Annotated in this window: 13 protein-coding genes; 8 read left to right on the top strand and 5 right to left on the bottom strand. The window is 68.6% G+C overall.

Features of this window, described 5'->3' with window-relative positions; translation table 11 throughout:
• Positions 1-1937 (bottom strand): Ig-like domain-containing protein (locus AC07O4_RS30445; RefSeq protein ID WP_495306470.1); only part of this gene is annotated, 1937 nt, incomplete at its 3' end.
• Positions 1938-2558: 621 nt separating this feature from the next.
• Here AC07O4_RS30445 and AC07O4_RS30440 point away from each other — a divergent pair.
• From AC07O4_RS30440 to AC07O4_RS30425, 4 genes are all read left to right on the top strand, one after another.
• Positions 2559-3386 (top strand): response regulator transcription factor, encoded by an 828-nt coding sequence (locus AC07O4_RS30440; RefSeq protein ID WP_354344853.1) that lies wholly within the window; start codon positions 2559-2561, stop codon positions 3384-3386.
• 15 nt (positions 3387-3401) lie between these two features.
• Entirely contained in the window at positions 3402-5714 is a 2313-nt protein-coding gene (locus AC07O4_RS30435) for a sensor histidine kinase (protein ID WP_495306469.1), read from the top strand.
• A gap of 119 nt (positions 5715-5833) precedes the next feature.
• Positions 5834-6421, top strand: coding sequence for a PadR family transcriptional regulator (locus tag AC07O4_RS30430; protein WP_062474958.1), 588 nt, complete (start codon positions 5834-5836; stop codon positions 6419-6421).
• A 14-nt stretch (positions 6422-6435) separates the two neighbouring features.
• Positions 6436-7278: a siderophore-interacting protein gene (locus AC07O4_RS30425; RefSeq protein ID WP_495306468.1), complete on the top strand. Its 843-nt coding sequence runs from the start codon at positions 6436-6438 to the stop codon at positions 7276-7278.
• A 44-nt stretch (positions 7279-7322) separates the two neighbouring features.
• Here AC07O4_RS30425 and AC07O4_RS30420 read toward each other — a convergent pair whose 3' ends face one another.
• From AC07O4_RS30420 to AC07O4_RS30410, 3 genes are all read right to left on the bottom strand, one after another.
• Positions 7323-8312 carry a magnesium and cobalt transport protein CorA gene (locus AC07O4_RS30420; protein WP_495306467.1) on the bottom strand — a complete coding sequence of 330 codons (990 nt, stop codon included), beginning with the start codon at positions 8310-8312 and terminating at the stop codon, positions 7323-7325.
• 33 nt (positions 8313-8345) lie between these two features.
• Complete coding sequence (locus tag AC07O4_RS30415) at positions 8346-8972, bottom strand: hypothetical protein (RefSeq protein ID WP_495306466.1); 627 nt, start codon at positions 8970-8972, stop codon at positions 8346-8348.
• Positions 8973-9045: 73 nt separating this feature from the next.
• Positions 9046-9234 carry a polysaccharide deacetylase gene (locus AC07O4_RS30410; protein WP_354344848.1) on the bottom strand — a complete coding sequence of 63 codons (189 nt, stop codon included), beginning with the start codon at positions 9232-9234 and terminating at the stop codon, positions 9046-9048.
• Positions 9235-9555: 321 nt separating this feature from the next.
• Between AC07O4_RS30410 and AC07O4_RS30405 the strand changes: the two genes are divergently transcribed.
• From AC07O4_RS30405 to AC07O4_RS30390, 4 genes are read left to right on the top strand one after another with little or no spacing between them, the layout of a single operon-like run.
• Positions 9556-9735, top strand: a complete 180-nt coding sequence (locus AC07O4_RS30405) for a hypothetical protein (protein ID WP_354344846.1) — start codon at positions 9556-9558, stop codon at positions 9733-9735.
• Positions 9736-9767: 32 nt separating this feature from the next.
• Positions 9768-12425: a DNA mismatch repair protein MutS gene (mutS, locus tag AC07O4_RS30400; RefSeq protein WP_495306465.1), complete on the top strand. Its 2658-nt coding sequence runs from the start codon at positions 9768-9770 to the stop codon at positions 12423-12425.
• A gap of 28 nt (positions 12426-12453) precedes the next feature.
• The gene (locus AC07O4_RS30395; protein WP_495306464.1) at positions 12454-13293 is read left to right on the top strand and encodes a proteasome-type protease; all 840 of its coding nucleotides are present in this window, start codon (positions 12454-12456) and stop codon (positions 13291-13293) included.
• 2 nt (positions 13294-13295) lie between these two features.
• On the top strand, positions 13296-14102 hold the full coding sequence (locus tag AC07O4_RS30390) for an alpha/beta fold hydrolase (protein ID WP_495306500.1): 807 nt from the start codon (positions 13296-13298) through the stop codon (positions 14100-14102).
• A gap of 7 nt (positions 14103-14109) precedes the next feature.
• Here AC07O4_RS30390 and AC07O4_RS30385 read toward each other — a convergent pair whose 3' ends face one another.
• Positions 14110-14622, bottom strand: a complete 513-nt coding sequence (locus tag AC07O4_RS30385) for an MOSC domain-containing protein (RefSeq protein WP_495306463.1) — start codon at positions 14620-14622, stop codon at positions 14110-14112.
• Positions 14623-14707: the final 85 nt, after the last annotated feature.

Below are 14707 nucleotides of genomic sequence, written 5' to 3'. Positions count from 1 at the left end.
GTGTACGTCAGCGCGTCGCCATCGACGTCACTGCCGACGACCTTGCCGCTGACCGGCGTGTCTTCATTCGTGGTCTCGATGTAGTTGGGCGCCGTCGGTGCGTCGTTGACCGGGTTGATGGTCACGTTCACGGTGCTGGTGGTCGTGCCACCGTGGCCGTCGCTCACCGTCACGGTGAAGCTGTCCGTGCCGTGGAAGTTGGCACCCGGGGTGTAGGTGTAGGTGCCATCGGCATTGACCGTGACGGTGCCGTGCGCCGGGTCGCTGCCCTTCACGTAGGTAAGCGTGTCGCCATCCACGTCACTGCCGACGACCTTGCCGCTGACCGGCGTGTCTTCATTCGTGGTCTCGGTGTAGTTGGGCGCCGTCGGTGCGTCGTTGACCGGGTTGATGGTCACGTTCACGGTGCTGGTGGTCGTGCCACCGTGGCCGTCGCTCACCGTCACGGTGAAGCTGTCCGTGCCGTGGAAGTTGGCACCCGGGGTGTAGGTGTAGGTGCCATCGGCATTGACCGTGACGGTGCCGTGCGCCGGGTCGCTGCCCTTCACGTAGGTAAGCGTGTCGCCATCCACGTCACTGCCGACGACCTTGCCGCTGACCGGCGTGTCTTCATTCGTGGTCTCGGTGTAGTTGGGCGCCGTCGGTGCGTCGTTGACCGGGTTGATGGTCACGTTCACGGTGCTGGTGGTCGTGCCACCGTGGCCGTCGCTCACCGTCACGGTGAAGCTGTCGGTTCCGTTGAAGTTGGCACCCGGGGTGTAGGTGTAGGTGCCGTCCGCGTTGACCGTGACGGTGCCATGTGCCGGGTCGCTGCCCTTCACGTACGTGAGCGTGTCGCCGTCCACGTCGCTGCCAACCACCTTGCCGCTGACCGGCGTGTCTTCGTTCGTGGTCTCGGTGTAGTTCGGCGCCGTCGGCGCATCGTTCACCGGATCGACCGTCACCGTCACCGTGCTCGTCGTCGTCCCGCCATGGCCATCACTCACCGTGACAGTGAAGCTGTCCGTCCCATGAAAGTCCGGGTTCGGCGTGTACGTGTACGTGCCGTCCGGGTTGACCGTCACCGTGCCGTGCGCCGGGTCGCTGCCCTTCGTGTAGGTCAGCGTGTCGCCGCTGTCGATGTCGCTGCCGGTCACGCGGCCGCTCACGGGCGTGTCTTCGGTCGTGGTCTCGGTGTAGTCGGGCGCGGTGGGCGCGTCGTTCACGGGCGAGACGGTCACGGGCACCGTGACGGTGGTGGTGCCGCCCTTGCCGTCGCTGACAGTCACCTCGAAGCTGTCGGGACCTTCGTAGCCGGGCTTGGGGGTGTAGACGAACTGGCCGGTAGACGGGTCGACGGTGACGGTGCCGTGCTCGGGGCCCTTGGCAACGGTGTAGTTCAGCGTGTCACGGTCCGGGTCGGTCGCCTGCACTTGTCCGCTAACAGGCTTGTCCTGATCGGTGACGACAGGGTCGGCCTTGCCTTCGGGGCCGCGGTTCTGCGCGGGAAGCAACGGCGGAATGAAGGCCGGGGCGCCACCGCCGCCGCCACCACCACCGCTCGCGGCGGCACCGACGCCCAGCACGCCGAGCGCGCCCAGCAGCCAGCCCGGCACGCCGTCGGGCAGCAAGGCGCCGCCGGCGTCGTTCCACTCGATCTCGGTGAAGTGGAAGTCTTTCCAGGGCGCGGTGTACTGGCCCCACCACTGCACGCCGGCGCCGTCCTCGAGCACGAGGTCGTTGCGGCCGCCGTCGGGGTACTCGGCGAAGAAGCCGCGCACGGCGACTTCCTGGCCGTCGCGCAGCACGAGCACGAGGTCGTCGCCGCGGCGCTCGAACTTGAGCACGCTCTCGGGCGCGATCTTCAGCGTGACGATCGACGGGCGATCCAGAACCAGAGGGGCTTCCGCCGTCGCTTTGCGGGATGACGCGCCACCAGACTTGTAAACAGCTTCCATGATTGGTCTTTCTCCTTGACTCCGGACCTCGGGCCAGCCCTCGCTTTCAGCGAACAGCCCGGGTCGCACGTTGGGAAATCTCGAAGGCCGCGGGTGGCTCTCGAGGACTCGCCGGCGCGACCCGGTGTGCGGGTCACGCAGGCTTGCGCTTGCATGGGGCGGGATTCTTGGTTCGGGGGGGTGTCCGGACTTTTGCCGGAGAGGCCGTGGCGTTTGCCGTGGCGTACAACTGTTCACAAACGTGTGTGAATGTCGAATACTTCACACGATTGGCGAAAGAAAATCAGCAATTCGCAAGTTGGGAAAGCGAGCGCTGGCGGTCTTTTGGCTTACGGGCTTTTGCCGGAGCGTCCAATTCTTTTGATGGACGGAATCGGCCCGGCTATTTCCTGCAATACCGGACGGGCCCTGTCCAGCACCCCGTTTTCCCTCTGACAGACCCCCTCGCCGCGGCACCTTTTTTAAGGCCTCGGGCGGCAATGGCGGGCGGATCGATCAGGAATGAAGACCGGTCATTGGATGAATTTGCATTTCTTGTGACAATGATTACCAAATTAATTTCTTGGTTACATTGTTTCGGCCACAGGGCGTTCCAACGCGGTGCCGGCGCCCCCTCTTTCCATGTCCTATTGGTCACCTCCGGAGCCCCGGAGAGCTCATCTGCTGGTTGTCGACGACAACGTTGACGAACTCAAGCTCTTGCTGGAAACGCTGCGGGGCACCGGCTACCGCATCACGCTCGCCTTCGATGCGATGGAGGGCTACCGGCGCGCGACGACGCTGCAGATGGACCTGGTGCTGCTGGACGTGCGCCTGGGCGGCACCGACGGGTTTGCCGCCTGCCGCCTGCTGAAGGCCGACCCGGCCACGGCGGACATTCCGGTGATCTTCGTGACCTCGTCAGCCAGCCTGGAAGAGCGCCTGACGGGCCTGCGGGCCGGCGCAGTCGACTACATCGTGAAGCCCTTCGACCCGGCCGAGGTGATGGCCCGCGTCGAAATTCACCTCGCGCTGGCGGAATCCCGCAGGGCGCGCACCGCCCCCGCCACGCAGGCGGCGCCCCCGCCCGATGACCCCGCTGCGAACGACGGCGGCGCGCCGGGCTCGGGCATGGACCGCGCGCTCATGCAGGCGGCGGAGCGGCTGATACTGGCCGACCTGAGCCGCGTGCTGCCGCTGCGCGAGCTGGCGGCGCGCGTGGGCACGCATGAAAAGCGCCTGTCGCGCGTGTTCAAGGAGCTCGCGAACCGCACGGTGTTCGAGTTCGTGCGCGAGGCGCGGCTGCACGAGGCGCAGCGCCTGCTGCTCGAATCGGCCATGCGCATCGAGGAGATCGCCGCGGCGGTGGGGTTCTCGAGCGCCGCGAATTTCGCGACAGCGTTTCGCGAGTACTTCGACTGCACGCCCTCGGCATGCCGCCAGGCCGGCGTCGAACGTTCCGGCACCTGACGCGCGATGCATCCGGTGCGCACACGCCCCTGGTGGGCAAGCGGCTTGCTGCTCGGCCTGGCCTTGTGGTTGTGGGGCTTCGCGGCCAGCGCGGCCGAAGCCGTCAGGTTCAGCGCGCTGACCCGGGGCAATGTCTCCGTCGAACAGACCGTCGAAGTGCTGGAAGACCCCACGGCCCGCCTGTCGGCGCGCGAGGTGCTCGCCTTGCCCAGCGGCGGTGCGAACGGGTTCGTGCCCGCCACGCCTGACCAGCTGATGCGCGGGTTCTCGACCTCGGCGGTGTGGCTGCGCCTGTCGCTGGTCAACGATGCGCAGGAGGTGCGCACGGCGCGGCTCGGGCTCAACGTGACGTGGCTGCGGCATGTCGACTTTCATCTGCTGCGCACGCGCAATGGCCAACCCGCATGGACCCACGCGCAGGCCGGCGTGTCCGACCCGATGGACAGCACGCACCGCTACGACCGCATTCCGCAGCTGCAGATCGACCTGCAGCCGGGCGAGTCGGTGCAGGTGCTGGTGCGCGTGATGAGCACGGGCCAGATCAAGCTGGTGCTGGAGCTGCACACCGACGAGGCATGGCACCACATCGAGCGCAACCATGCGCTGCTCAGCGGCCTGCTGATCGGCGGGCTGCTGGCCTTCGCGGTGTATTCGGCGGCGCTGTGGTGGATTTCGCGCGCGCCAATGCTCGCGTTCCAGGCGGGGAGCTTTGCGCTGCTGGCGCTGTACGAGGCCACCTACCGGGGCTATGCGCGCATTGCGCTGTGGCCCGACAGCACCACCTGGAGCTACCGCGGGCACAGCGTGATGGTGGCGGCCACGGCGCTGTGCCTGCTGCTGTACTTTCACGAGCGCGGCCGCCAGAGCCCGGTGCGCGTGCCGGGGCGCCCGCTGCTGTTCGTGCTGGCCGGCGTCGAGATCGTCGTGCTGCTGGGCACCCTGCTCGGCCCCTACGCGACCTTCGCGGCCATCGGCATCGTGAACGCGCCGCTGATCGTGCTCGCGCTGACGGTCTGCACTTTCATCTACCAGCGGCGCGCCGGGCCGGGCGGGCGGCTGTCGCTGATGGTGATGCTCGTGATCTGCGTGGGCGCGCTGATGCGCATGTCGGCGCTGATGTTCGCGGAGCGCTCGATGTCCGACTTCGACCACTATGCGCTCGCGTTCCCGGGCATGCTGGTCGGCGCCTTCGCGATCACGGCGTGGTCGTTCCAGGAAACGCGCCAGCGCAACGCGGCGCAGCAGACGCTGCTGGCGTGGCAGGCCCAGGAACAGCAGCGGCTCGAGGAAGAAGTAGTGCGCAAGACGCGCGCGCTGAGCGAGGCGCTGGGCCAGGCCGAGCAGCGCACGCGCGAGCAGAAGGAGCTGCTGGCCTACATCAGCCACGACCTGCGCGCGCCGGTGGCCACCATCCTGGGCAACCTGCGGCTGATGCAGGACGCCGGCGACATGCCCGCGCCGACGCGGCTCGCCACCATCGAACGCAGCGCGGCCTACCAACTGGAGCTCATCGATGACCTGGTCGACTACGCCAAGGGCGAGCTGGCGCCGCTGGCCGTCGAGGCGCAGCCGGTGCAGCTGCGCACGCTGGTCGACAACGTCGCGCAGTACGCGGACGCACTCGCGCAGCGCCAGCACAACAGCTTCGAACTCACGATCGACGGCGAGCTGCCGGCCCTGGTCCACCTGGACGGCAAGCGGCTGCAGCAGGTGGTGCTGAACCTGCTGTCGAACGCCGCCAGGTTCACGCGCAACGGCGCCATCGGGCTGCGCTTGCAGGCGCAGCCGAGCGACGGCGCATGGCTGTTGCATTTCGAGGTGACCGACAGCGGCACGGGCATCGACACCGACACGCTCGATCGCATGACCCGCCTGCTGGCCGACAACGCGCCCAGCATGGCGGGCGGCGGCCTCGGGCTGGTGATCGCGCAGCGCATCGTGCAGCGGATGGGCGGGCGGCTCGCGATCCACAGCGGCATGGGCACGGGGACGCGGGTGGTCTTCTCGCTGTCGACCGAGCCGGCGCCTTCGTCGGATGCGCCTGCACCGCCGCCATCGGAACCCATTGCCGCGCCGCGCCCGCGTGCCAGGCCCCGGGCGCGCGGCCGGCTGCTGCCGGTGCTGACGCCGCTGTCGCCGGCGCAGAAGGACGAACTCGAAGTGCTCGCCCGCGATGGCCGCTGGAGCGACCTGCACGAGTGGGTGAACCGGCTGGCCACGGAGGCGCACAGCCAGCCGATGGTGCTGACGCTGCGCCAGGCGCTGGACCGGCTGGATTTCGAGCAGATCCGGCTGATTGCGCGCGCGGCGCCTTTGCGCCCGCTGTAGTCCGAAGGGGCCGCGCCGCCAGAACCCATGCGACCGGCAGGGTCGCCCGATGGGTGGGCTTTCGTTTTCTATTTCGATATATCTAGAATAGTCTCGACCCACTCAAGAAAGCAATCCTCATGCGCCACCTTCACCACGCTCCGCACCACCATCACCACCGCCACGCCCCGCGCGGCGAACACGAAGACGGCCTGGCCGGCGGCGGCCGCGGGATGCGCGGCGGGCGCGGCGGCGGCGCGGGCCGGGTGTTCGGCCATGGCGGGCTGCGCTTCGTTCTGCTGCAGCTCATTGCCGACAAGCCTTCGCACGGCTACGAGCTCATCAAGGCCATCGAAGACCGCCTGGGCGGCACCTACGCGCCGAGCCCCGGCGTGGTCTACCCCACGCTCACGCTGCTGGAAGAGCTGGGCTACCTGAGCGTGGAAACCGCCGATGTCGGCGGTCGCAAGCGCTACAGCATCACGCCGAGCGGCCAGGAGTTCCTGGCCGCCAACCGCGAGACGGCCGACGCCATGATGGCCCGCATGGCGGGCGGCGTGGACGGCGCCGGCCCGCGCGCCGGACGGCCCCCGCAAGTCACCCGCGCCATCGAGAACCTCAAGCTCGCGATGCGCCTGCGCCTCGGCGGCGCCCCTCTCACCGAACAACAAGCCCACGAATTCGCCGCGGTGCTCGACAGCGCCGCACAACAACTCGAACGCATCTGAACCCATCTCTGCAAATGACCGACTTCACCACCACTGCTTCTCCTTCCAACACGCCCGACCGCACGCCCCGCCGCGTGCGCCACGAACTGCGTTTTCGCCAACTCACGGTGAAGACCGTGCAGCGCGTGACGCCGCACCTGATCCGCATCACGCTGACTGGCGACGCGCTCGAAGGCTTCACCAGCCCCGGCTTCGACGACCACGCGAAGCTGTTCTTTCCCGATGCCGCCACCGGCCAGCTCACGCTGCCGACCGCCGGCCCCGACGGCCCCGTGTGGCCCGAGGGCGGACGCCCCGCCATGCGCGACTACACGCCGCGCCGCCACGACGCGCAGGCCAACACGCTCGAGATCGACTTCGCGCTGCACGACGCCGGCCCCGCCACGCAGTGGGCCGAACAGGCCAAGCCCGGCGACATCGTCGGCGTGGGCGGCCCGCGCGGCTCGTTCATCGTGCCGACCGAATTCGACTGGCACCTGCTGATCGGCGACGACACCGCCCTGCCCGCCATCTCGCGCCGCCTGGCCGAACTGCCGGCCGGTGCGCGCGTGGTGGTGCTGGCGGAAGTCGACAGCGCGGCCGACGAGATCCCGTTCGAGACGCAGGCCGAGCTCACGCTGCGCTGGGTGCACCGCCAGGGCGCCGCGCCGGGCCTGAGCCCCGTGCTGGTCGACACGCTGAAAACCATGGCACTGCCGGACGGCGACTTCCACGCCTGGGTCGGTTGCGAATCGGCGATCGCGAAGGCGCTGCGCGCGCACCTCGTGGGCGAGCGCGGCGCGAACCCGAAGTGGGTTCGGGCGTCGGGTTACTGGCGTCGCGGTGCTGTGGCGACGCACGACACGCACGACGAATAAGGAAAGCGCAATTCAGTCGCGAAGCCCGGGGGCCGGGCTTCGCGCTAGAGCCAGCCGACGCGCTTGAACCGGTAGTAGAGGTAGCCGCAGGTGCTGACGATCAGCCCCAGCGCCATCGCGTACCCATAGCGGAATTTCAGCTCAGGCATGTGCTCGAAGTTCATCCCCCAGATGCCCGCAAAGGCCGTGCACACCGCGAAGATGCTGGCCCAGGCGGCGAGCCGCTTGGTCACTTCGCTCTCTTCGATGGTGACCATCGAGAGGTTCACCTGCACCGCCGTGGCGATGGTGTCGCGCACCGCGTCGATCGAGCCGTTGATGCGCACCAGGTGGTCGCCCACGTCGCGGAAATACTCCTGCGTGCCCACGCAGATCTGCGGCACGCGCCCGCCGTGCAGCTTGCCCGCCGCCTCCACCAGCGGCGCCACCGCGCGCTTGAGGATGAGGCTGCGGCGCTTCAGGTCGTACAGCTGCTTGATCTTGTCGCGCGCCGCGCCGCCCTGCGCAAAGATCTGCTGCTCGATGGATTCGAGTTCCACTTCGAGCGCGTCGATCACCGGAAAGTAGCGGTCGACCACCGCGTCCATCAACGCATAGAGCACGAAGCCCGCGCCGTTGCGCAGCAGGTCGGGCTCGCGCTCACAGCGCTCGCGCACGCCCAGGAAGCCCTGCTGGCTGCGGTTGCGCACCGACAGCACGTAGTTGCGGCCGACGAACACGTTGACCTCGCCCACGTTCACGCTGTGCCCACCCTCCCCCTCGGCTTCGGTCGAGGGCTCGACCAGGTGCATCACGACGAACAGCGAGTCGCCGTACTCCTCCACCTTGGGGCGCTGGTGGCCGTGCTGGGCGTCTTCGACGGCCAGCGGGTGCAGGTCGAACTCGTCCTGCATCTGCGCCAGCTCTTCGGGCGTGGCGTCGCTCAGCGCCACCCAGACGAAACAGCCGGCGCGGGAGATGTAGTCGCTGATGTCCTCGACGGGAATGTCGGCGAGCTTGGCGCCGTTTTCATAGGCCACGCAATTGATCAGCATCGGAGCACTTCCATCGTCGAACTTGAAGGGAGGTCAGGCCGCCGCATCGGTCGGTGCGGTCGCGGCCAGGCGGGCCGTGTCGGCCAGCGAGGCCTCGATGGCCTGCGTCTCGCGCGCGAGCAGGGCCAGCCCCTGGTCGGCGAACGCGCGGTGGCTTTCCACGTCGGCCCACAGGCTCGCCGCAGCTTCGGCACACGTCAGCGACGTGAAGCGGATGCGGCCCTTGGCCAGCGCGACGAAGCGCTGCTCGCGCAGCGGATCGGCCCGGTCCCAGGCGCCGCCGATGAGCACGCGCTTGCCGCGCTTGATGCGGGGCTCGCGCTCGGCAAAGAAAGGCAGCTTGGCGCCGAACCAGCCCGGCAGGCCGGTGTTCAGCGCGGTGTCGAAAGCCGAGGGCGCGGCGTGCGCCTTGGCAAATTCGCGCAGCGTGCCGAGCTGGTAGAGCGCCGGGTCCTTGGCGCCGCCCGTGCCCTCGACGGGCCGGATGACGGACGGCGCGTTGCCCGTGCCCGGGCGCCCTTCGGGCCGTTTCGACTTGCGCAGGTCCGCCAGCTGGGCCGGCGACAAGCACAGGTACAGCGCCGCGAGGTCAGCGGGCAGGGTGGCGGTGTCCGGGAGCGCGTCCGCTGCAGGGCCTTTGATTTCATCCGACGGGGCCATGGGCGCCTTTGTTCTTCACGCGGGGTTTGCGCCGAGGGATTTTAGGAGGGGCGGTGCAGGCCGCCCGGCCGCGTCAGTGCTCGGGGCCGCCCTGCCCCTGCGGCTCGGGCGCTGGGGCCGGCAGCCATTGCAGCTCGTCCGGCAGGTACGGCCGCGACCAGCTCATGCCGTCCAGCCGCACGCGCAGCGTGAGCCCCCGCACGGTGGTCACCGTGCCGGGCTGCCCGTGCACCAGCACCCTGGCGCCCTTGCGGGCAGGCACATGAAATCGTTTCCGGATGTCCTCGTAGCTCACTGGGGTCTCCATCGATGAAGGTCGCGTGCGCCCGCGTAGTCATGCGCATGCGCATGACTACGCACGGGGAAAGCGTTTGGATTCAGGAACGGCCAAGAAGCGCGTGCGACGGGGCGCCGCGCCTGGAACAGGCCGCGTGGTGGATCTGCGCCGGATCCCCACAAAGTTCACGGTCATCGGGACCGGCATGGTGCCACGCGAGGCGAAGACCTCCGGCGCTTCTCGACAATGCCGACCCGAGCCAGAAGCACACGACCGCCCGGCGACCCCTCTCAGGAAGAGCAGACCATGAAGACCGACACCGCCATCCGCCACGTCACCCCGCCGGGCACCAACCTCTTTCTGGAACTGGGTTTTGCGCCAGCCAAGGCCCGCCGCCTGCAGGCCGCATCGCACAAGCAGATCGACGACACGCGGGTCGCAATGCGCAACCGCATCGGCAAGCCGGTCACACCGACCGTCGGCTGATCCCCGTCCGCCCGTCCCCGATAATCGCCCGAGTGAAAACGACGACTGCCCACCCCGCGCCCTCCTCCAGCGACTTCTCCGGGCACACGCCCATGATGGCGCAATACCTGGGCCTCAAAGCCGACCATCCGGACACCCTGCTGTTCTACCGGATGGGCGATTTCTACGAACTGTTCTGGGCCGACGCCGAAAAGGCCTCGCGCCTGCTCGACATCACGCTCACCCAGCGCGGCCAGTCGGCCGGGCAGCCGGTGCTGATGTGCGGCGTGCCCTTCCACTCGGTCGACACCTACCTCGCGCGGCTCATCAAGCTGGGCGAATCGGTCGCCATCTGCGAGCAGGTGGGCGAGGTCGGTGCCAGCAAGGGGCCGGTCGAGCGCAAGGTGGTGCGGGTGGTCACGCCCGGCACGCTGACCGATTCGGAACTGCTCAACGACAAGAGCGATTCGCTGCTGCTCGCCGTGCATGCGGGCACGCGCAATTTCTGCGGCCTGGCCTGGCTCAGCGTGACGGGCGCCGAGCTGCGGCTGGCCGAGTGCCCGGCCGACGCGCTCGAAGCCTGGATCGCGCGCATCGCACCGAGCGAACTGCTGTACAGCGCCGAGGTCACGCCCGCCTTCGAGCAGCGCCTGAAGGCCGCGCGCGCGGCCGTGCCGTTCACGCTGTCGCTGCGTCCGGCCTGGCAGTTCGATCCCGGCCTGGGTGAGCGCAAGCTCAGCGAGCAGATGGGCAGCCACAGCCTCGCGGCCTGGAACGCCGAATCGCTGGGCAACGCGCACGCCGCCGCCGCCGCGCTGCTGGGCTATGCCGAGCACACGCAGGGCCGCGCGCTGTCGCACGTCCAGCGCCTGTCGGTGGAGCGCGACGGCGACCTGATCGAGCTGCCGCCCACCACGCGCCGCAACCTGGAGCTGGTGCAGACGCTGCGCGGCGAAGACTCGCCCACGATGTTCTCGCTGCTCGACACCTGCATGACAGGCATGGGCAGCCGCCTGCTCAAGCGCTGGCTGCTCTCGCCGCGCCGCGACCGCAGCGAAGCCAAGGGGCGGCTCGATGCCATCGGTGCGCTGCAGTCCCCCGGGCCCGGCGCCACGGCCGCGCCCTGGCGCACGCTGCGCGAGCAGCTGAAGAACACCAGCGACGTGGAACGCATCGCGGCGCGCATCGCGCTGCGCCAGGTGCGCCCGCGCGAACTGGTGGCGCTGCAGCTTGCGCTGGCGAAGGCCGAGCAGCTGGCGCCGCTGCTGCCGGGCGCGGCCGCGCTGCTGGCGCAGATCACCGAACGCCTGGCACCGCCGCCGGGCTGCGCCGACCTGCTGGTGCGCGCGATCAAGCCCGACCCGTCGGCGCTGGTGCGCGACGGCGGCGTGATCGCCACCGGCCACGACGCCGAACTCGACGAGCTGCGCGAGATCAGCGAGAACTGCGACGACTTTTTGCTCAAGCTCGAGATCAGCGAGCGCGAGCGCACCGGCATCAGCAACCTGCGCGTGCAGTTCAACCGCGTGCACGGCTTCTACATCGAGGTGACGCAAAGCGCGCTCTCGAAGGTGCCCGACAACTACCGCCGCCGCCAGACGCTGAAGAACGCCGAGCGCTTCATCACGCCCGAGCTGAAGGCCTTCGAAGACAAGGCACTGAGCGCGCAAGACCGCGCACTGGCGCGCGAGAAGTGGCTGTACGAGCAGCTGCTCGACGCGCTGCAGCCTTCGGTGCCCGCGCTCACGCAGCTGGCCGGCGGCATTGCCGCGCTCGACGCGCTGTGCGCGCTGGCCGAGCGCTCGCACACGCTGAACTGGCGCGCGCCGACCTTCGTGTCGCACCCGTGCATCGAGATCCAGCAGGGCCGCCACCCGGTGGTGGAGGCGCGGCTGGCCGAGAAGTCGTCGGGCGGCTTCATTGCCAACGACACGCAGATGGGGCCGCAGCAGCGCATGCAAATCATCACCGGCCCGAACATGGGCGGTAAGTCGACCTACATGCGGCAGGTGGCGATCGTGGTGCTGCTGGCCTCCATCGGCTCGCACGTGCCGGCCACGGCCTGCCGGCTCGGGCCGATCGACGCGATCCACACGCGCATCGGCGCGGCCGACGACCTGGCCAACGCGCAGTCGACCTTCATGCTCGAGATGACCGAGGCCGCGCAGATCCTGCACAGCGCCACGGCGCAGTCATTGGTGCTGATGGACGAGATCGGCCGCGGCACCAGCACCTTCGACGGCCTGGCGCTGGCGGCCGGCATCGCGGCGCAGCTGCACGACCGCAGCAAGGCCTTCACGCTGTTCGCGACCCACTACTTCGAGCTGACCGAGTTCCCGGCCACGCACCACGGCGCGGTGAACATGCACGTGAGCGCGACCGAGTCAGGCCGCGACATCGTGTTCCTGCACGAGATGCAGCCGGGCCCGGCCAGCAAGAGCTACGGCATCCAGGTGGCGCGCCTCGCGGGCATGCCCGCGGCGGTGGTCAACCACGCGCGGCAGGCGCTCGACGCACTCGAATCGCAGCATGCGCAAACGCGTGCACAAGTCGACCTGTTCGCACCGCCGCCGGCCACCGAAACCCCCATGGCCAGCGCCGTAGAATCCGCGCTGGCTGCCCTCGACCCGGACACCATGAGCCCGCGCGAAGCCCTCGACGCGCTCTATGCCCTCCAGAAACTGAACGCACGTGAACGCAGTACCGCATGAGCGGGCCCAGTTCCTGCAAGGCGAACCCATGACTTATTGCGTAGGCATCAAACTCAACGCCGGCCTGGTGTTTCTCTCCGACTCGCGCACGAACGCGGGGGTCGACCACATCAGCACCTTCCGCAAGATGATCGTCTACGAGCAGCCGGGCGACCGCGTGATGGTGCTGCTGTCGTCGGGCAACCTGAGCATCTCGCAGTCGGTGCGCGAAATCCTGCAGATCGAAGAGCTGCGCGAAACGCGCGAAGACGGCACGCAGGGCGACCCCATCACCATCTGGAACGCCAAGAGCATGTTCGACGCCGCGCGCGTGCTGGGCTCGGCCGTGCGCCATGTGTACGACCGCGATGCCGAAGCACTCAAGCATGCGGGCCTCGACTTCAACGTGTCGTTCATCTTCGGCGGACAGGTCAAGGGCGAAGGCATGCGCCTGTTCCTGGTCTACGCCGCGGGCAACTTCATCGAAGCCACCACCGAGACGCCCTACTTCCAGGTCGGCGAGTCGAAATACGGCAAGCCCGTGCTCGACCGCGTGCTCACGCCCGAGACGCCGCTGGACGAAGCCGCCAAGTGCGCGCTGGTGTCGATGGACTCGACCATGAAGTCGAACCTGTCGGTGGGCCTGCCGCTGGACCTGGTGGTGTACGAGGCCAACAAGCTCGAGACCGACCGCGTGATCTGCATCGACGCCGACAACCCCTACTACCGCATGATGCACAACAGCTGGGGCCAGAAGCTGCGCGAGGTGTTCGACAGCATCGAAGACCCGGTGTGGGACGACAGCGCCACCGAACACCCGCTGCGGATGCCGGCCACGCGCCACAGCCCGCTGCGAAAAATCTCGACCCCCGACGAAAAGCTCATCTGAATCTGTCCGTGCCTCCTGTCATCTTTTCGCACGGCAACAGCTTTCCGGCGAGCACCTACCGCGTCGTTCTCGACAGCCTTCGCAACCGGGGCTTCGAGGTCGACGCCATCGAGAAATTCGGGCACGACCCGAAGTACCCCGTCACCGACAACTGGCCGCACCTGGTGCAGCAGCTGGCCGATTTCGCCAAGCTGCGCGCCGACCGCGCGGGCGGCCCGGTGTTTCTCATCGGCCATTCGCTGGGCGGCTTCCTGAGCCTGATGTGCGCGGCGCGCCATCCCGAGCTGGCGCGCGGCGTGCTGCTGATCGACTCGCCGATCCTCGGCGGCTGGCGCGCGAACACGCTCAACGTGGTCAAGCGCACGCCGCTCATGAAGAGCATTTCGCCCGGCGCCACCAGCCGCAAGCGCCGCAACAGCTGGGAGCACCGCGAGGCGGTGTTCGAGCACTTCCGCAGCAAGAAGGCGTTCGCGAAGTGGGACGAGCAGGTGCTGCACGACTACATCGACCACGGCACCTTCGACAGCGAAGACACCCGCTCCCTGAGCTTCGACCGCGACGTGGAAACCGCCATCTACAACACCCTGCCCCACACGCTGGGCGGGCTGCTGCGCCGCCACCCGCTCAAGTGCAAGGTGGCTTTCATCGGCGGGCGCCAGTCGGTCGAGATGAAGCAGGTGGGCATGGCGATGACCGAGCAGGTCACCAAGGGTCGCATCACCATGCTCGACGGCAGCCACCTGTTTCCGATGGAAAAGCCGCTGGCCACGGCGGCGGCCATCGAGGCCTCGTTGCGCAACCTGATGTAGGTGGTGTTCAGGCGGTGCGGCAGGCGACCGCGTCGCCGACGCGCAGCACACCGCCACGCAGCACCCGCGCCGTCACGCCGCCATGCCCGCGCATGGCGTTGTAGCCACCGGGGCCGAGCAGTTCTTCCATGCGCGAACAGGGCTCGCAGGGCCCGGTGATCTCGAGCAGCACCTCGGGCCCGAGCGCCAGCACCAGCGGCTGGTCGCGAAACAGCGAGCGCGCCGCCAGCAGGTTCAGCCCCGACACGACGAGGTTGCGGCGCAGCAGCCCCGCGTCGACCCCTTCCATGCGCTGCGCGAGCGCCGCGACAACCGGCAGGTGCTCCGCCTGGATCAGCGTGACCTGCCGCTTGCCACCGCCGCGCCCGGCACTGCTGCGGTCGCCGGCCAGGCCCAGCCCTTCGATCGCCTGAACCTCCTGCACCGATTCGACAGGCGTGCGCCGCGCGGGGCGCAGCAGGATGGCATCGAGCCGGCCAGGGTGTGGGAACTGCCGGGTCAGGGCGTGGAGGTCGGACATGCGCCGCATTGTCCACGCGGACTTTTTTTGCGTACCGCTGTCGGCCCGCCGCATACTGGCGCGTCCTTGGGGTTGAACCGACCTT

The organism is Variovorax sp. GW821-FHT09D04, assembly GCF_059416405.1.
This window is presented reverse-complemented; position numbering and strand designations above follow the sequence as displayed.